This window comes from Luteimonas sp. A611 (genome assembly GCF_054072715.1).
Window position 1 is genome coordinate 2,108,315 of sequence record NZ_JBSVRP010000001.1, and the last position, 18,508, is coordinate 2,126,822.

Consider the following 18,508-nt stretch of genomic DNA (forward strand, 5'->3'; position numbering starts at 1 on the left):
ATGACCGCCGCGCGTTATTCCGACGACTGGTCGCCCACGGCCGCGGCCGCGTCCGCAATCGTGCCCAGTTCAAACAGCACGCTGGTCGCATAGCTGCCGGGCGGCAGCGCGAAAGCAAGCCGCAGGGCGCCGTCCGGAAGCCAGGACCATTCAAGGCCTTCCACGCGCAGTCGCGTTGCGCGCCGCTCCTGGCGCAGCCCGGCGGCCTCGAGTCCCTGGCGCAGGCGCAGCGCAACGGGCTCGTCGAGCGCCGCTGTTTCCAGTTCCAGCGCCCGGTCCTGGCTGCGCAGTTCGCCGCGACCCCACAGCGGTGCGGTCGGGTGGATGTCGAACGCCGCAAGCCGGGCGTCCAGTTCCGGATCATGTGTCTGCGGCCCGAACACGCTGCGGCTGCCGTCGAGCATCCACACCTCGCCGTCGAGGCCCTGGTCCCAGTTGCCCGCGGCCACGCGCGCGGCCAGCACGCGGTTGAACAGTGCCGAACGTGCGGCCGAGAGCAGCATCGAGCGCTCCTCGCGGCGCACCCGGCGGCCGGAGAACATCGCCAGGGCCTTGCCGACGTTGCCGCCGCCGTGCCCGAAGCGCTGTCCGCCGAAGCCGTTGGGCACGCCCCGGTCGCGGATCCCCTGCAGCCGCGCCTCGATGGCGTCGGGTTCGCCGCGCACATCGCGCAGCGTCAGCACGAAGCGGTTGCCGGCCAGCGCACCGCGCGGCAGCTTGCGTGAGTGGCGCGCGGCATCCAGCACGCGCAGCGCCTCGCCACTTGCAGCGTCCTCGAACGCAAGCAGCTCCAGCTCCGGCGCCTCGCGCCCCGGCAGTTGCACCGTGAAACGCTGCCGCGTGAGCGCGTGGCGGTCCTTGATTCCTGCGTAGCCGACGGCGGATTCGGCCACGCCGGCCCACTGCGCGATCCGGCGCGCGACGAAGGCGGTGTTGATCGCGCGCTTTTCGACCGTCAGCAGCAGGTGTTCGCCGCTGCCACTGGCCTCGAACCCGTCGATCTCGTCGACGATGAAATCCTCCGGCGCCTGCCGGATGGAGGCCTGCAGCACGGGCGCGCCATGCGCCCGCGGCAGGGCGGCGGGACCGTCGCTCACGCGCGCACGAGCAGGCAGGCCGCCAGCGCGGCGATGCCTTCGCCGCGGCCGGTGAAGCCCAGGCGCTCACTGGTGGTGGCCTTGACGCTGATCGCGTCGATGCCAAGGCCCAGGTCGGCGGCGATCGATTCACGCATCGCCTGCGCGTGCGGGCCGATCTTCGGACGCTCGCAGACCACGGTCACGTCGGCATTGCCCACTTGCCAGCCGCGCGCGCGCAGCAGTTCATTGCAGTGACGGACGAAGACGCGGCTGTCGGCACCTTTCCAGCGCGGATCGGACGGCGGAAAGTGGACGCCGATGTCGCCCAGCGCCAGGGCACCAAGCATCGCGTCGCACAGCGCGTGCAGGACCACGTCGCCATCGCTGTGCGCGAGCACGCCACAGTCATGCGGCACGCGCACGCCGCCGATCATCACGTGGTCGCCTTCACCGAAGGCGTGCACGTCGTAACCCTGTCCAATGCGGATGTTCATGGCTTCAGCAGCTCGGCGATGCGGTGGATGTCGACATGGTTGACGACTTCGTCCCCGGCGGCGGCCACGCCCGGATCGTTGAACAGGCTTTCGCCCGCCAGCTGGCCGACGCGCACGAAGGCACGATGGAACGCCATCTCCGCACCGCCGGTGCGAAAGGCCCTTGCTGCCTGCTCGGCGCAGTCCACGGTGAGGAAACGCTCCAGCACCTCGCCCATCCTCCTGCTCGCATCGTTGCGCTGCGCGTCGCTGACGCGGGCCATGTCGGCAAGGTCGGGATGCAGCGCTAGCGCCGAGAACATCCACTGGGCCAGCACGCGCCTGTCGTCGGCGCCGGCCGCGGCCACCACGCAAGCTTCGAGGCCGTCGGTCGGCGCCTGTGCCCACGCGCTTGCACCTGGAAGCGACGAGGCCATGCCCGCCAGCGCAAGTGCCGCCAGGATCCTCATGCCGCCGTTGCCTCGCCCGATGGCCGCCGCGACAGCAGGAATTCGAACCTGGCGAGGTCGCTGACGGTGGTGATCTTGAAATTGTCCTCGTCGCCCTCGACCAGCAGCGGACGCATACCCTGGCGTTCCATCGCCATTGCCTCGTCGGTGACCTCGACGCCGGCATCGCGCGCGGCCTCGAGCGCGCGCGTGAGCTGCAGGCGCCGGAACAGCTGCGGCGTCAGCGCGCGCCACAGCCGCTCGCGCGGCTCGGTGGCGTCGATGCCGCCGTCGTCGCCGGCGCGCTTGAGCGTGTCGCGCACCGGTGCCGCCAGAATCGCACCCACCGGATCGTTGCGACCGCGTTCGAGCAGCGCGCCCAGGTCGGCGTGGCACAGGTTCGGGCGCGCCGCATCGTGCACCAGCACGAACTCGTCGGCGCGCACCTCGTCGGGCAATGCCTGCAGTGCGGCCAGCACCGAGCCGGCGCGCGTGTCGGCGCCGGTGGCACGCAGCAGCGGCTTGCCGGCGATCGAACTCCAGCCCGGCCAGAACGGATCGTCCGCCGCAAGCGCCACCACCGCGCCACATACGCCAGGATGCGAGAGCAGAGCCTCGAGCGCGTGCGCGATCAGCGGTCGGCCCGCGACCTCGACGTACTGCTTGGGCAGCGTGCCGCCGAAGCGTTCTCCACGCCCGGCAGCCGGCAGGATGGCCCAGGCCTGGACGGGTCGCGCCACTGCGGGCGACAACGCCGGGGTTGCCGTCAGGGGATTCATGGCCTTTCTTCCTCACCTTCAGGCGCTGGCGCGGGCGCCGGCGTGCGCTCGCCGTCGACCACGCGGTAGAAGGTCTCGCCCGGCCGGATCATGCCCAGCTCGTTGCGCGCACGCTCCTCGATCGCCGCTTCGCCGGACTTGAGGTCCGCCACTTCGGCGGCCAGCGCGGCGTTGCGCTGGCCGAGGCCTTCGTTCTGCCTGCGCTGCTCCTGCACGCGCGTGTCGAGCACCTCGACCGCATGCCGGCCGCCGTTGCCGAACCACAGGCGGTACTGCAGGAATCCAAGCAGCACCACCAGCGCCAGCAGCAGAACGCGCAACCAGCGCATGGCGCAGTACCGTCAGCGCTTGAGCGAGACGAACGCGTCGCGGCCGGCGTACTTCGCGCCCGCGCCGAGCGCCTCCTCGATGCGCAGCAGCTGGTTGTACTTGGCCACGCGGTCGCTGCGGGACAGCGAGCCGGTCTTGATCTGGGTCGCAGTGGTGGCCACGGCGATGTCCGAGATCGTGGTGTCCTCGGTCTCGCCGGAGCGGTGCGAAACCACCGCCGCGTAGTTCGCCGCATCGGCCATGGCGATGGCTTCCAGCGTCTCGGTCAGCGTGCCGATCTGGTTGACCTTGATCAGGATGGCATTGGCCGTGCCGCTGTCGATGCCCTGCTTGAAGATCTTCGGGTTGGTCACGAACAGGTCGTCGCCGACCAGCTGCACCTTGTTGCCGACGCGCTCGGTGAGCTGCTTCCAGCCGGCCCAGTCGTCCTCGGCCAAGCCGTCCTCGATGCTGACGATCGGATACTGCGCGGCCCAGTCTGCGAGGAAGTCGACGAACTGTTCGCTGGTCAAGCGCTTGTTCTCGCCGACCAGGTTGTACTTGCCGTTGTCGTGGAACTCGCTGGAGGCCACGTCCAGGCCCAGCAGCACGTCGTCGCCGGCGGCGTAGCCGGCTTTGCCGATCGCTTCGAGGATGGTGTCGAGCGCCTCGACGTTGCTGCGGAAATCAGGCGCGAAGCCGCCTTCGTCACCCACCGCAGTGCTCAGGCCGTGGCCCTTGAGCACCGATTTGAGCGCGTGGAAGATCTCGGTGCCGCAGCGCAGGGCCTCGGAGAACGAGACCGAGCCCACCGGCAGCACCATGAATTCCTGGAAGTCGACGTTGTTGTCGGCGTGCGCACCGCCGTTGATGATGTTCATCATCGGCACCGGCAGCACCGGCGCGCGGCCGTTGGCGAGGTGCTTCCACAGCGGCAGCTTCTTCGAGGCCGCGACCGCGTGGGCGTTGGCCAGCGACACGGCGAGCAGGGCGTTGGCGCCGAGGCGGCCCTTGTTCTCGGTGCCGTCGAGATCGATCAGGCGCTTGTCGAGGCCCGCCTGGTCGTAGGCGTCGAAGTCGGCGAGGGTCTCGGCGATGGTGCCGTTGACGTTGCCGACCGCCTTCAGCACGCCCTTGCCGAGGTAGCGGGTCTTGTCGCCATCGCGCAGTTCCACGGCTTCCTTGGCGCCGGTGGAGGCGCCGGACGGGACGGCGGCGCGGCCGAACGATCCATCCTCGAGGGTGACTTCGGCTTCAAGGGTGGGATTGCCGCGGGAGTCGAGGATTTCGCGGGCGTGGATCCTGGCGATGCTGGTCATGGAGGCGAAAACGTCCGGTGGGTGGAGTCGGCGGTGAGTTTAACGGAGCACGGCGGGGCGTGCCGGGTTTCCTTACTGGATTCCGCGACTTGCGAGTGGTTCGGTTGCCGGGGAAAGCATCGCCTGCGCGGGCCAGGTACGCGGCTGGCAGGTGCCCGAGAGCGTGCGCGTGCGGGGATACGGGAGGCTGCGTTACGGGGGCTGTTGCCGCGAATGTCCCCCGGCGCCGGCCGCTGGCCGCCGCCTCCTCCTTGATTTCGCGGCAACAGCCCCCGCAACGCCGCTGCAGACATGGTTGGCGGTTTGCGAAGGCGAGTGCAAACCACCCTGCCCACAGCAGGGATCTACCTGACCAGCTTGAACACCCGCCCCGCAACGGAGCCTGGCTAGAGCGACTGCTCCGCGAAGCCGTGCCGCTTGGTCACCGCATCGAGTTCCAGGAGCGTTTCGAGCAGGCCTTCCATCCGGTCCAGCGGCCAGGCATTGGGGCCGTCGGACAGGGCCTTGGACGGATCCGGATGGGTTTCCATGAACACGCCCGCCACGCCCACTGCCACGGCGGCGCGCGCCAGCACCGGCACGAACTCGCGCTGGCCGCCGCTGGAGCTGCCCTGCCCGCCCGGCAGCTGCACTGAATGGGTCGCATCGAACACCACCGGACAGCCGGTTTCGCGCATCACGGCCAGCGATCGCATGTCGGAGACCAGGTTGTTGTAGCCGAAGCTCGCGCCGCGCTCGCAGACCATGATCTGCTCGTTGCCGGTCGATTGCGCCTTCTCCACCACCGGCTTCATGTCCCAGGGCGAGAGGAACTGGCCCTTCTTGATGTTCACCGGCTTGCCGGCGCTGCAGACCTTCTTGATGAAATCGGTCTGGCGGACCAGGAAGGCGGGCGTCTGCAGCACGTCGACCACGGACGCCACTTCATCCATCGGCGTGTACTCGTGCACGTCGGTCAGCACCGGCACGCCAAGCTGGCGGCGCACCTCCGACAGCACGCGCAGGCCTTCCTCCATGCCCGGGCCGCGGAAGCTGGTGCCCGAGGTGCGGTTGGCCTTGTCGAAGCTCGACTTGAAGATGAAGTTGATCCCGAGCCGGCCGGTGATCTCCTTCAGCTTGCCGGCGACATCCAGCTGCAGCTGCTCGGATTCGATCACGCAGGGGCCGGCGATCAGGAACAAGGGCTGGTCGAGACCAACTTTGAAGCCGCAGAGGTTCATGGGAAGACCCTTTTTTTTGCCGCGGATTTACGCGGATTACACGGATAAGAGACAGCAGCCCGGCGTCGGATGCGCGACGGGTAGCAGGTTCGCCCATCGGATCCGCGTTCATCCGCGAAATCCGTGGCCAACACTACGCCTTCGCTTCCTTGAGCAGCTTCCCGCCCGCCTTGTGCTCGCGCGCAGCGCGCACGAAGCCGACGAACAGCGGATGTCCGTTGCGCGGCGTGGACAGGAACTCGGGATGCGCCTGGCAGGCGATGAACCAGGGATGCGTGGGCAGCTCGATCATCTCCACCAGCAGGTCGTCCATCGACTTGGCCGAGATCACCAGGCCGGCGTCTTCAAGCTGGGTGCGATAGCGGTTGTTGAACTCGTAGCGGTGGCGGTGGCGCTCGCCGACCACGTCCTTGCCGTACAGCTCGCGCGCCTTGGTGCCGGGCTTGATGCGCTGCTCCTGCAGCCCCAGGCGCATGGTGCCGCCGAGGTCGGACTTCTCGTCGCGCTTTTCGACATCGCCGCTGCTGGTGCGCCACTCGGTGATCAGGCCGATCACCGGATGCGGGCTCTGGCGGTCGTTCTCGGTGCTGTTGGCGCCCTCCAGGCCAGCCACGTGGCGGGCGAAATCCACCACCGCCGCCTGCATGCCGTAGCAGATGCCGAAATACGGAATGCCGCACTCGCGTGCGTGTTTCGCCGCCAGCACCTTGCCTTCGAAGCCGCGATCGCCGAAGCCGCCCGGCACCAGCACGCCATCGACCTGTCCCAGCGCCTTGTCCGCGCCGTCCCGCTCGATGTCCTGTGATTCGATCCAGTGCAGGTGCACGCGCGTGCGCTGGCGGATGCCGCCGTGCCTGAGCGCTTCGGCCACCGACTTGTAGGCGTCCTTGTGGTCGACGTACTTGCCGACCACCGCAATATTGACCTCGTCGATCGGATATTCGGTCGCATCCACCACCGCCAGCCATTCGGACAGGTCGGCGGGCGCGGCCTTGCCATCCAGGTGCAGGCGTTCGACCACGATCGCGTCCAGGCCCTGCGCATGCAGCCACATCGGCAGCTTGTGGATGTTGTCCAGGTCGACCGCGGAAATCACCGCTTTTTCCGACACGTTGGTGAACGAGGCGATCTTGCGCCGCTCGCCGTCCGGCAGCGGCTGTTCGCTGCGGCACAGCAGTACGTCGGGCTGGATGCCGATCGAGCGCAGTTCCTTCACCGAGTGCTGGGTGGGCTTGGTCTTGAGCTCGCCGGCGGCGGCGATGTAGGGCACCAGGGTCAGGTGCATGAACATCGCCTTGTCCGGGCCGCGGTCGGTGCGGATCTGGCGGATCGCCTCCAGGAACGGCAGCGACTCGATGTCGCCCACCGTGCCGCCGATCTCCACCAGGGCCACGTCGAAGCCCTGGGTGGCTGCGTCGATGCAGCGCTTGATCTCGTCGGTGATGTGCGGGATCACCTGCACGGTGGCGCCCAGGTAGTCGCCGCGGCGCTCCTTGCGGATCACCGACTCGTAGATCTTGCCGGTGGTGATCGAATTCTTGCCGCTGAGGCGGACGTTGATGAAGCGCTCGTAGTGGCCGAGGTCGAGGTCGGTCTCGGCGCCGTCGTCGGTGACGTAGACCTCGCCGTGCTGGAACGGGCTCATCGTGCCCGGATCGACGTTGATGTACGGGTCGAGCTTCATCATCGTCACCCGCAGGCCGCGGGCCTCGAGGATCGCGGCCAGCGAGGAAGCGGCAATGCCCTTGCCGAGCGAGGACACCACGCCTCCGGTGACGAAGACAAGGGGAGTGACGGGACTGGGGGACGTCATGGGGAGTAGGCACCCGCTGGAAAGCCCCATTCTACAGGGTCGCGCCCTGCTCCGCCTCCCCGCGGGAGCGCGCGCGGCCCCGGCGGGCGGGCTTTCGCCCGCGCCGTTCCAGCGCTGATCGCAGGATCCGCGACGCCGCGCGCCGATCCTTGACCACCCCGGCGGCGCCCCGCATCCTGCGCGGCTCGCAGTACAGCCCCCAACGCAGCCTCCGCATGAATTCCCGCTACAACGCCGCCGATATCGAAGTCCTCTCCGGCCTGGACCCGGTCAAGCGCCGGCCGGGCATGTACACCGACACGACCCGGCCCAACCACCTGGCGCAGGAAGTCGTCGACAACGCGGTGGACGAGGCGCTGGCCGGGCACGCGCGCGAGATCGCGGTGATCCTGTTCAAGGACGGCAGCTGCGAGGTGTCCGACGACGGCCGCGGCATGCCGGTGGACATCCATCCGGAAGAGAAGATTCCCGGCGTGGAGCTGATCCTCACCCGCCTGCACGCCGGCGGCAAGTTCAACAACAAGAACTACACCTTCTCCGGCGGCCTGCACGGCGTGGGCGTGAGCGTGGTCAATGCGCTGTCCACCCTGGTGGAGGTGCACATCAAGCGCGAGGGCAGCGAGCATCGCGTCAGTTTCCGCAACGGCGACCGCGCCACGCCGCTCGAGGTCGTGGGCACGGTCGGCAGGAAGAACACCGGCACGCGCCTTCGCTTCTGGCCGGATCCGAAGTATTTCGACAGCCCCAAGTTCAGCCTGCGCGCCCTGCGCCACCTGCTGCGCGCCAAGGCCGTGCTGTGCCCGGGCCTGACCGTCACCCTGCTCGACGAAGCCAGCGGCGAGCGCGACACCTGGTACTACGAGGACGGCCTGAGCGACTACCTCAAGGGCGCGCTTACCGACCGTGAGCTGCTGCCGCCGGACCTGTTCACCGGCGCGCTGCGCAGGGACAGCGAGACGGTGGACTGGGCCGTGGCCTGGGTGCCGGAAGGCGAGCTGGTGCAGGAAAGCTACGTCAACCTGATCCCGACCGCCCAGCACGGCACCCACGTCAACGGCCTGCGCACCGGCTTTACCGATGCGCTGCGCGAGTTCTGCGATTTCCGCAGCCTGCTGCCGCGCGGCGTGAAGCTGGCGCCGGAGGACGTGTGGGATCGCGTGTCCTTCGTGCTGTCGCTGAAGATGACCGATCCGCAGTTCAGCGGCCAGACCAAGGAGCGGCTGTCCTCGCGCCAGGCCGCGGGCGTGGTCGAAGGCGCGGCGCACGATGCCTTCAGCCTGTGGCTCAACCAGCACGTGGAGATGGGCACCCGGATTGCGCAGCTGGCGATCGACCGCGCCAGTGCACGCCTGAAAACCGAGAAGCAGATCGTCCGCAAGAAGGTCACCCAGGGCCCCGCCCTGCCGGGCAAGCTGGCCGACTGCATCAGCCAGGACCTGTCGCGCACCGAACTGTTCCTGGTCGAGGGCGATTCGGCCGGCGGCAGCGCGCGGCAGGCGCGCGACAAGGATTTCCAGGCGATCCTGCCCCTGCGCGGCAAGATCCTCAACACCTGGGAAGTGTCGTCGGGCAGCGTGCTGGCCTCGGACGAGGTGCACAACCTGGCGATCGCGATCGGCTGCGACCCGGGCAAGGACGACATCTCCGGCCTGCGCTACGGCAAGGTGGTGATCCTGGCCGACGCCGACTCCGACGGCCTGCACATCGCCACCCTGCTGACGGCGCTGTTCCTGCAGCATTTCCCGGCGCTGGTGCGCGCGGGCAACATCTTCGTGGCGATGCCGCCGCTGTTCCGCGTCGACGTGGGCAAGCAGGTGTTCTATGCGCTCGACGAGGAGGAAAAGCGCCTGCTGCTGGAGAAAATCGCGCGCGAGAAGCTCAAGGGCCAGGTCAACGTCACCCGCTTCAAGGGCCTGGGCGAGATGAACCCGTCGCAGCTGCGCGAATCCACCATCCATCCGGACACGCGCCGCCTGGTGCAGCTGACGGTGGACGACGATGTCGCCACGCGCGGACTGATGGACATGCTGCTGGCGAAGAAGCGCGCGGGCGACCGCAAGGCGTGGCTGGAGCAGAAGGGCGACCTGGCAACGCTGGAGGTCTGAGCGGGCCGGTCATTGGCTTGGTCGATGCAGTGATCCTGGCCACGGATTGACGCGGATTTCGCAGATAGGTCAGTGCAGGCGTCTGCGCGGGGACGCATGCAGGAGCGCACCAGCCGTAGCGCTGACGGCGTGCGCGGCCTCACTTGCGCCTCGCTTCAACGCCCGTCGCCTGCAGCCCTGTCGTCCTTCGTGCTCCGCCAGGCCAACACGGTGCCGTCCCTGCGATCGGGCCGCGTTCCGGGGCGGTCCGCGCCGTAGGGCTCGCCGCTGCCGGGCAGGATGCCGAGATAGCGGTGCGTCTTCATCGACAGCAGCATGAACTCGCCGCGCAGCAGGTCCTGCCACATGAAGCGGCTGTCGACGGGATGCTCTGGCAGCAGGCGCACGTCGGCCGACAGGCCGATGCCGACCACGGTCAGGAAGCCGCTTCCGTCCATCGCCTCCAGCGCCACCTCGCCGTCGCCGCGATCGTGCACGCGGAAGCGCGCAGCCGCTGTACCGGCTTCCGCCGAACCACGGGCCACGGGATGCAGCACACCCAGCGCGTGCACGTGCCCGACGCTGTCATCGCCGAGGTTGGCGAACGTGATCACCTGTCCCAGCGGGATGTTGCGCGAACGGTCCGCCAACGGCTCTTCGACGTGGAAGTCGTCGAAATCCGCATGCCCGCCGCCGACTCCACGACTGCTGTACGCGAACAGGGCATGGCGCGTGCCCTGGAACGTCTTGAGCTGGTAGGGCAGGCGCACCAGTTGGCCGATGTCGGTGAACCGCGCCCCATCGAAGCTGTACGCGAACTGCGCCAGGTCCTGGTCGTGATCGCCGCGCACGCGCAGTTGCACCGTGTCCGACGGCAGCGGGACGTCGACGTGGCGGTCGTCCAGCTGGCTGTGCCAGCGCAGTACGCGCCCGTGCTGGTCCTGCACCACCGCAAGCCATGCGGCCGGCATGTTGAGCAGACCCAGGCCGGCGATGTCGCCGGGCGCCAGCCTGGACGCGTCCAGCGTCACCGTCGCCGTGGATTCGGGCCCGACCACGCGCTGGGTGAGCGTATTGCGCGCAGTGAGGAAGCCTTGGGCCGGCAGCGTATGCAGCCGCAGGCTGCCCGGCCGCTCGGAGAGCGACCACTTGCCGTCGTGCGGCTGATGGTTCCACTGCCAGACCGGCTGCAGCTGCGGCGCGGAGAAGTCGTCGCTGCGCTGATATGGCGCCTGCGGCCTGGTGTCGAAGGCCACGTCGGGCTTGCGCCAGGTGCGCGGTGAGCGGCCGAGGTTCCCGGGCAAGCCAAAGTACGGCCAGCCCTCGTGCCAGGTCACCGGCGAAAGGAATGTGGTGCGGCCGATGGACTTGAGATCCATCATCGAAAAGCCCCACCACTCGCCGCTGGCCAGTTGCACGATGCCGCCCTGGTGCAGCGGTACCGCGCCTAGCTCGCTGTCGGCCGGCTTGTGCATCCGGAACTGCGTCTGCGCCGTGGGAATCGGCGATCGCTGGCCAAGGCCATCCGCCCACCACCCGCGCTGGAAACCCATGGTCTCGCTGGCGCTGATCGCCACCGTTTCCCAGGGCCCCTCGAGCCGGTCCGCGCGCGCGGCCTGCATGCGCCCCACCGGCGCGTAGTTGGCGCTGATGATGAAGTAGCGACCGTCCACCTTGTAGAAGTGGTGGCCCTCGCCCATGCCGTTGCCGGCGGGGATGATCACCCGCTCACTGCCTTCGACCACGCCGCTCAGGTCAGGCTTGAGTTCGATCAGGCGCACCTCGTTGTAATTGAACACCGCCCACACCCGCCCGTCGTCATCGAACAGCACCGACAGGTCGTGCAGGTTGCGGTCGATCACCGAATGCGTCCACGGCCCCGCCGGACCGCTCGCGGTGAACACGTGCAGGCCGCGTTCGTTGATGTTGGAGAAGATGTGGAACCGTCCCGCATGGTGGCGCAGCACCGGTGCCCAGATGCCCTGGCCATAGAGGTCCTGTCCCTGTTCCAACCGGTACTCCGGACCCGGCGGGAACGCGGGCATCGCATACGACACGAACTCCCAGTTCACCAGGTCGCGCGAGCGCAGCAGCGGCAGGCCGGGCACCGCGTGCATGGTGGTGCCGGTCATGTAGAACCAGTCGCCGACGCGGATCAGGTCCGGGTCGGAGAACTCGTCGTAGAACAGCGGATTGGTGAAGCTGCCATTGCCGTTGTCGGCGCTCCAGCTGGCGGGCGATGTCGCGGCTGCCGGAAGACAGGACAGCAAGGCGAGCAGCAGCAGGGTCGAAAGCGCGTACTTCATTTCTACCTCCCGGAGGCGAGCTGCACCGGTCCGATGCCGCGTCAGTCCAGCTGCAGCACGAAGCCGCCCAGCGGCGGCAGCTCCAGCTGCAGCGGGCGACCCGATGCGAATTCGACGCGACGCTGCGAGAATCCGAGCGCATCGCTGCCATTGCCGATCAGCGTGCCGCGCAGCACGCCGCCGCCCAGCGCGTCCGCATCCAGCGCGATCGTGCGCGGCGCGTCATCGGCATTGATGCCGGCCACGAACCAGCGGCCATCGCCCCTGCGCGCGAACACGGCATGGCGCCCCGGGTAGCCATCGAGGAAACGGCTGTCTTCCCAGGACTCCGGCACCTGCATGAGGAACTCGCGCACATAGTCCGGCGCCTGCGCCAGACCCTCCGGCGTCTCGGCGTAATGCTGAATGCCCGACACGAACAGCACCGCCGTCGCCAGCTCGAAGGCCGCAGTGCTGCGGCGCTGCACGCGCTCGTTGAGCCCGGCCATCGCCAGCGGGGTGAAGTCCATCGGGTCGAACACGTTGCGCACGAACGGCAGGGTCGCCGCGTGCACCGGCATCGCGTCGGCGTCCTCCTGGCCGAAGGTGGAGAACTCGAGCCCGCGCACCGCTTCCACCGTCATCAGGTTCGGCCAGGTGCGCTGCCAGCCGCGTGCCAGGGTGGCGCCGTGGAAGTTCATCTGGAAGCCGTAGGGCGCGGCGTCGGCAAGGATGTCCAGGTAGTACGCGATCATCGACGAGCCATCGCCGCCGAAAAAATCGAGCTTCAGCCCGGCGACGCCCATCGCGCTGAGCCGCTCGAACTCGCGGATGCGGCTGGCCCTGTCGACCAGCAGGTCGCGGGGCGTCTGCGGCGTGTCGTTCCAGGCACCGGCGGAGTTGTACCAGACCAGGATCGAGACATCCTTGCCGCGCGCGTACTCGACCAACTCGCGCATGCGCGCCTCGCCGATCTGCTGGTCCCACAGCGCATCGACCAGGGTGTAGCGCCAGCCCATCTGCGCGGCGTAATCGACGAAGCGCTTCTGCACGTCGAACACCGTGTGCGCGTCGCCCAGCAGCGGCCAGCTCCACGAGGCCTTGCCCGGCACCGGCTTGCCGGCGACGGCAGGCGGGTCGGCCAGGTCGGTGCCCAGGGTCGAGTCGGCGACTTCGGCCAGGCTGCCCACCGCGACGATCCGCCACGGCGAGCGCCACGGAAAGCGCTCGATCCACGGATCCGACGGACCGCCCGGGAACACCTCCTGCGGGTCGGCGAAGCCGATGCGGTATTCGCCGGGCTGCTCCCCGTCCAGCAGGCGGCTGCCGGCGTCCCCGCGGCGCAGCATGCCCTCGCTGAGCAGCACCCAGTCCTCGCCGGTGCGGAACAGCGCAGGGAACACCCAGCCATGGCCCATCGGCGACGGTGTGCCGACCGCGACGTCCTGCAGGTAGTGCTCCTCGTAGGAGGGGTTGGTGCGCGCGAAGCCGGTCCTGGGTTCGGCCATCGGCTGCAGCCAGGCATGCGCGGTGGCCGGCAGGCGGAAGCTCGCCGCATCGCGGCGCCACGTCGCCATCCCCGGCACCGCCGCATCGAGCTCGTAGCGGAACGCGGCACCGTCGTTGGACACCTGCCAGGCGATGGCCAGCGCGTTGCCCTGCGCGTCGCGCCAATGGAACACGCGGCGGTTGGCGCGATAGCGGTTGAAGCGCCGCTTTCCCGACAGCAGCTCGTAGTCGTCCGCCACCGCCTCGATTTCGCCGGCCGCACCGAATGACAGGCCCTGCGACAGGTCCACGCCCTCGCCGACCATCCCCAGCGGCGAATCGGCGATCACCTGGCGGCCGTCGCGCCACAGCCGCCAGGTCGGGCGTCCATCGGCATCGATCGCCATCTCCACGCGCACGCTGCCGTCGGGGCTGACCACTTCGCCCAGCGGAGTTGCCGCCAGCGCGCCCCATGACACGCCCAGCAGCAGACCGGCCAGCATGCAGGCGCGTGCCGCCAGGGCGCGCGGTGTGCCCGCGCCGCGCTCCGTCCCCGAACCCGCCGTTGTCTCAAGCATGCGACGCATCTCCGTGTGTGCGTCGCCCCGCCAGCAACCTTTGCAGCAGGCAGAACAGCAGAAGCAGCGCGCCGATGGCGATGCGCGTCCACCATGAGCTGAGCGTGCCATCGAACACGATCAGGGTCTGGATCAGGCCCAGCACCAGCACGCCGAACACCGTGCCCAGCACATAGCCGCTGCCGCCGGCCAGCAGGGTGCCGCCGATCACCACGGCCGCGATCGCATCCAGCTCCAGCCCCATCGCATGCAGGCTGTATCCGCTGAGCATGTAGAAGGTGTAGACCACCCCGCCCAGCGCGGAGCACAAGCCGCTCAGCGCGTAGACCTGCACCAGGGTGCGGTCCACCGGCAGGCCCATCAGCCGCGCCGACTGTTCGCTGCCGCCGATCGCGTAGACGCTGCGGCCGAAGCGCGTCATCCCCGCCAGCAGCGCGCCGCCCGCGACCACCAGCAGCGCGATCACCGCACCTGCCGAAAGCGATGCGCCGCCGCCCACCGGGATGCGCAGGCTGGCCACGGCGACATGGAACGCATGGTCGATGCCGATCGACTCCACGCTCACCAGCGTCGCCGCGCCGCGCGCCAGGAACATGCCGGCCAGGGTCACCACGAACGGCTGCAGCCGGTAGCGCTGGATCAGCACGCCCATCAGCGCGCCGAATGCGCTGCCCATCCCCAGCACCAGCGCGATCGCCGGCAGCGGATGCCAGCCTTGCTGCTGCACCAGGCTGGCCAGCAGCACCGTGCTGAAGGCGATCACCGCGCCCACCGACAGGTCGATGCCACCGGTGAGGATCACGAAGGTCATGCCAACCGCCACGATCAGCAGGAAGCCGTTGTCGATGAACAGGTTGAGGAAGACCTGCGGCCGCAGGAAACCGTCATACATCACGCCGCCGGCGATCGACATGCCGAGGAACAGTGCGATGGTGACCGCCAGCGAGACCATGCGCGGATCGCGCCACAGCCGCGCCAGCCCGCCGGAACGCAGCATCGCGCGCAGCGGCACGGCGCTCATGCCTGCCCCCGTGCCGGCCGCGTGACCAGGCCGCGCAGTTGGTCGCGGAACTCCGGCGACTGCAGCAGCAGCACCGCCAGCACCAGCAGCGCCTTGACCACCAGGTTGACCTGCGGCGGCACGCCGATGGCGTAGATGGTGGTGGTGAGCGCCTGGATGATCAGCGCGCCAACCAGGCTGCCGGCCAAGCTGAAGCGTCCGCCCGCCAGCGCCGTGCCCCCCAGCGCGACGGCGAGGATCGCGTCCAGCTCCAGCAGCTGGCCCGCGTTGTTGGCATCGGCGCTGGCGACGTTGGAACTCACCAGCAGGCCCGCCAGTCCCGCGCAGAAGCCGCTGAACACGTACAGCGACAAGGTGATCGCCCTTGCGCGCACGCCGGCCACGTGTGCGGCCAGCGGGTTGTGGCCGATCGCGCGCACGAACAGGCCCAGTGCGGTGCGATCGAGCAGCAGCTTCAGCGCCACGAACACCGCGACCACCACGAACAGGGAGAACGGCAGGCCCAGCAGGAAGCCGCCGCCGATGAAGGCGTACGGCGGGTAGTAGATGGTCAGGATCTGGCCGTCGCTGATCAGCTGCGCGATGCCGCGCCCGGCCACCATCAGGATCAGGGTGGCGATGATCGGCTGCATGCCGACCTTCACCACCAGCAGGCCGTTCCACATACCGCAGACTGCGGCCGCCGCCAGCGCCGCGGCGACGGCGGCAAACAGCGGGGCGAGGCCGGTAGCCCCACCCGCCGTCATGCGCGTGATCGTCCACGCGGCAACGGTGGCGGCGATGGCGAGCACCGCGCCCACCGAGATGTCCAGGCCGCGCACCGCGATCACCAGGGTCATCCCAAGCGACACCAGGATCAGCGGCGCGGCGCGGTTGGCGATGTCGACGAGGTTGCCGTACAGCCGCCCGTCGCGCCATTCCAGCGACAGGAAGCCCGGGTTGAACAGGCCGTTGCCGACCAGCAGCAGCACCAGCGCCAGCAGCGGCCAGGCCAGCGGATGACCGAACGCGCGACGCATGATCGAAGGCTGCGGCATGGGGGCAGTCGACATCACCCCTGCCCCGCGATCAGTTCCAGCACCTGGCGGCCATCGCTGCCGCCGGGCAGCTCGCCGGCCATGCGTCGCTCGCGCAGCACCGCGATGCGGTCGCCCAGGCGCGTGAGCTCTTCGATCTCGGCGGAAATGAACAGCACCGCCATCCCCTCGCGCGCCAGGCGCACCACTTCGGCCATGATTTCCTGCTTGGCGGCGATGTCGATGCCGCGCGTGGGTTCGTCGAGGATCAGCAGCCTGGGCTGCGTGGCCAGCCAGCGCGCCAGCACCACCTTCTGCTGGTTGCCGCCCGACAGTGCGCCAACCGGCGTCTCGATGTCGCCCGTGCGGATGCCGAGCAGGGCGACGTAGTGCTCGGCCATCCGCGCCTGCTCCGCGCGCGGCAGCGCGCGCCGCCAGCCGCGCCGCGCCTGCAGCGCCAGCACGATGTTCTCGCGCACCGACAGGCCGGCGACGATGCCTTCGGTCTTGCGTTCTTCCGGGCACAGCGCGATGCCGTGGGCGACAGCATCGGCCGGATGCTGGAGGTCGACCTTCGCGCCATCGACCCGCAGCTCACCGCTGCCGGCGCGATCCAGCCCGAACAACAGCCGCGCAAGTTCGGTACGTCCGGCGCCGAGCAAGCCGCCAAGTGCCAGCACTTCGCCGGCACGCAGCTGCAGGTCCACCGGATGCAGGCTGCCGCGACGGCCGAGGCCGCGCGCTTCGAGCACGACGGGCGCGTCTTCCGGCGTGACCGCGCTGTCGTCGCGCCCACCCGCGAGTTCGACTTCGCGCCCGACCATGGCCCGCACCAGCGCCGCCTGCGGCAGGTCGGCCGGCAGATATTCGCCCACCAGGCCGCCGTTGCGCAGCACGGTGATGCGGTCGGACACCGCATACACCTGGTCAAGGAAGTGGGTGACGAACAGGATCGCCATGCCGCGCTCGCGCAGGCGGCGCATCACCGCGAACAGTTCGCGCACCTCGCCTTCGTCCAGGCTCGATGTGGGTTCGTCGAGGATCAACACCTTTGCCGAGACGCCCAGCGCGCGCGCGATCGCCACCATCTGCTGGATCGCCACCGGGCAGGACGACAGCGGCCGGTCCACGTCGAGATCGAGGTGCAGCTCCGCCAGCAGCGCACGCGCGCCCTCGCGCACGCGCTTCCAGTCGATCATGCCGAAACGGCGCGGATAGCGCCCGGCGTAGAGGTTCTCGGCCACCGACAGGTTGGGGCAGAGGTTGACCTCCTGGTAGACGGTACTGATGCCCTCGCGCTGTGCGTCCAGCGGACTGCCCGGCGCGATGACGCGGCCATCGAGGGTCACGCTGCCGGCGTCGGGCGTTTCCACGCCGGTCAGCAGCTTGATCAGGGTCGATTTTCCGGCGCCGTTCTGGCCCATCAGCGCGTGGATCTCGCCGGCACGCAGGCACAGCCCGGCGCCATCGAGCGCGCGGGTGGCGCCGAAACGCTTGTGCAGTCCTTCAGCGTTGAGGACCACGGGATTCAAGCGCGCATTCCCATCAACGCCACGCGTACCCCTCAGTACTTCCGGTTGGGCAGTTCCGCCTCGGCCTGGTCCTGGGTGAACACACCCTCCTCCACCTGGACGCGCCTGGGCACTTCGCGCCCGGCGTGCACGTCGCGAACCAGCTGCGCCAGCTGCTCGCCCAGCAGCGGATTGCACTCCACCGTGGCATTGAGCTTGCCGGCCTTCATCGCCTCGAACGCACCGCGCACGCCGTCGATCGAGACGATGCGGATATCGGTGCCCGGCTTGAGCCCAGCCTCCTCGATCGCCTGGATCGCGCCGATCGCCATGTCGTCGTTGTGCGCGAACAGCACGTCGATGTCGCGGCCCTCGGCCTTGAGGAACGCCTCCATCACTTCCTTGCCGCGCGCGCGGGTGAAATCGCCGCTCTGCGAGCGCACGATCTGGAAGCGCGCGTCGGTATCGACGACTTCCTTGAAGCCCTTCATCCGATCATTGGCCGGCGCCGACCCCACCGTGCCCTGCAGCTCGACGATGCGCACCGGCCCGGCCTTGCCTTCGCTGTCCTCGACCAGCCAGCGCGCGGCGCGGCGGCCCTCCTCCACGAAGTCCGAGCCGATCAACGTTGCGTACAGCGACTCGTCCGCGACGTTGACCGCGCGGTCGGTCAGCACCACCGGGATGCCGGCGGTTTTCGCCTCGCGCAGCACCGTATCCCAGCCGGTTTCGACCACCGGCGAGAAGGCGATCACATCGACGCCCTGCGCGATGAACGAGCGCAGCGCCTTGATCTGGTTTTCCTGCTTCTGCTGCGCGTCGGAGAACTTGAGGTTGAAGTCCGGCGCGACCAGCGCTTCCTTCACCGAGCGCGTGTTGGCCGTGCGCCATTCGCTCTCCGCGCCCACCTGGCTGAAGCCGACGGTGATCGCGCCTTCGCCGGCAGCCTCGTCCGCGCCATCACTGCCGCCCGAACACCCGGCCAGCACCGCCGCGCACAGCATCGCCGTCACACCCAGAAACTTCCGCATCGCTCCCTCCCGAACGTCGTTAGTGTTTGCGCTACCAGAACACGCGCACGGCG

Annotated in this window: 15 protein-coding genes; 1 reads left to right on the plus strand and 14 read right to left on the minus strand. The window is 69.0% G+C overall.

The window, feature by feature from the left end; genetic code table 11:
* Window positions 1-14: 14 nt before the first annotated feature.
* From truD to ACW5EG_RS09480, 8 genes are all read right to left on the minus strand, one after another.
* The gene (truD, locus tag ACW5EG_RS09445; RefSeq protein WP_457019618.1) at window positions 15-1,097 is read right to left on the minus strand and encodes a tRNA pseudouridine(13) synthase TruD; all 1,083 of its coding nucleotides are present in this window, start codon (window positions 1,095-1,097) and stop codon (window positions 15-17) included.
* Window positions 1,094-1,573, minus strand: a complete 480-nt coding sequence (ispF, locus tag ACW5EG_RS09450; protein ID WP_457019620.1) for a 2-C-methyl-D-erythritol 2,4-cyclodiphosphate synthase — start codon at window positions 1,571-1,573, stop codon at window positions 1,094-1,096. Before ispF ends, truD begins: the two co-directional genes overlap by 4 nt.
* Entirely contained in the window at window positions 1,570-2,022 is a 453-nt protein-coding gene (locus tag ACW5EG_RS09455) for a hypothetical protein (protein WP_457019622.1), read from the minus strand. The genes ispF and ACW5EG_RS09455 overlap by 4 nt, the downstream gene beginning before the upstream one ends.
* Complete coding sequence (ispD, locus tag ACW5EG_RS09460) at window positions 2,019-2,780, minus strand: 2-C-methyl-D-erythritol 4-phosphate cytidylyltransferase (RefSeq protein ID WP_457019624.1); 762 nt, start codon at window positions 2,778-2,780, stop codon at window positions 2,019-2,021. The genes ACW5EG_RS09455 and ispD overlap by 4 nt, the downstream gene beginning before the upstream one ends.
* Entirely contained in the window at window positions 2,777-3,109 is a 333-nt protein-coding gene (gene ftsB / locus ACW5EG_RS09465; protein WP_457019625.1) for a cell division protein FtsB, read from the minus strand. Before ftsB ends, ispD begins: the two co-directional genes overlap by 4 nt.
* A 12-nt stretch (window positions 3,110-3,121) precedes the next feature.
* The gene (eno, locus tag ACW5EG_RS09470; protein ID WP_457019626.1) at window positions 3,122-4,408 is read right to left on the minus strand and encodes a phosphopyruvate hydratase; all 1,287 of its coding nucleotides are present in this window, start codon (window positions 4,406-4,408) and stop codon (window positions 3,122-3,124) included.
* Between the two features lie 386 nt (window positions 4,409-4,794).
* Window positions 4,795-5,628 (minus strand): 3-deoxy-8-phosphooctulonate synthase, encoded by an 834-nt coding sequence (kdsA, locus tag ACW5EG_RS09475; protein ID WP_457019627.1) that lies wholly within the window; start codon window positions 5,626-5,628, stop codon window positions 4,795-4,797.
* Between the two features lie 133 nt (window positions 5,629-5,761).
* A complete protein-coding gene (locus ACW5EG_RS09480; RefSeq protein ID WP_457019628.1) occupies window positions 5,762-7,441 on the minus strand; it encodes a CTP synthase in 1,680 nt (559 codons plus the stop codon).
* 215 nt (window positions 7,442-7,656) lie between these two features.
* Here ACW5EG_RS09480 and parE point away from each other — a divergent pair, with 215 nt between their 5' ends.
* Window positions 7,657-9,546: a DNA topoisomerase IV subunit B gene (parE, locus tag ACW5EG_RS09485; RefSeq protein WP_457019629.1), complete on the plus strand. Its 1,890-nt coding sequence runs from the start codon at window positions 7,657-7,659 to the stop codon at window positions 9,544-9,546.
* 155 nt (window positions 9,547-9,701) lie between these two features.
* Here the strand turns inward: parE and ACW5EG_RS09490 are convergent, their stop codons facing one another.
* From ACW5EG_RS09490 to ACW5EG_RS09515, 6 genes are read right to left on the minus strand one after another with little or no spacing between them, the layout of a single operon-like run.
* Complete coding sequence (locus ACW5EG_RS09490) at window positions 9,702-11,831, minus strand: glycoside hydrolase family 43 protein (RefSeq protein ID WP_457019630.1); 2,130 nt, start codon at window positions 11,829-11,831, stop codon at window positions 9,702-9,704.
* Window positions 11,832-11,872: 41 nt separating this feature from the next.
* Window positions 11,873-13,876 (minus strand): glycoside hydrolase family 97 catalytic domain-containing protein, encoded by a 2,004-nt coding sequence (locus tag ACW5EG_RS09495; protein WP_457021322.1) that lies wholly within the window; start codon window positions 13,874-13,876, stop codon window positions 11,873-11,875.
* Complete coding sequence (gene yjfF, locus ACW5EG_RS09500) at window positions 13,869-14,873, minus strand: galactofuranose ABC transporter, permease protein YjfF (protein WP_457021422.1); 1,005 nt, start codon at window positions 14,871-14,873, stop codon at window positions 13,869-13,871. The genes ACW5EG_RS09495 and yjfF overlap by 8 nt, the downstream gene beginning before the upstream one ends.
* Window positions 14,874-14,893: 20 nt before the next feature.
* Window positions 14,894-15,934 carry an ABC transporter permease gene (locus tag ACW5EG_RS09505; protein WP_457021323.1) on the minus strand — a complete coding sequence of 347 codons (1,041 nt, stop codon included), beginning with the start codon at window positions 15,932-15,934 and terminating at the stop codon, window positions 14,894-14,896.
* A 14-nt stretch (window positions 15,935-15,948) separates the two neighbouring features.
* Complete coding sequence (locus ACW5EG_RS09510) at window positions 15,949-17,436, minus strand: sugar ABC transporter ATP-binding protein (RefSeq protein ID WP_457019890.1); 1,488 nt, start codon at window positions 17,434-17,436, stop codon at window positions 15,949-15,951.
* 41 nt (window positions 17,437-17,477) lie between these two features.
* Window positions 17,478-18,455 (minus strand): substrate-binding domain-containing protein, encoded by a 978-nt coding sequence (locus ACW5EG_RS09515; RefSeq protein ID WP_457019634.1) that lies wholly within the window; start codon window positions 18,453-18,455, stop codon window positions 17,478-17,480.
* Window positions 18,456-18,508 lie beyond the last annotated feature (53 nt).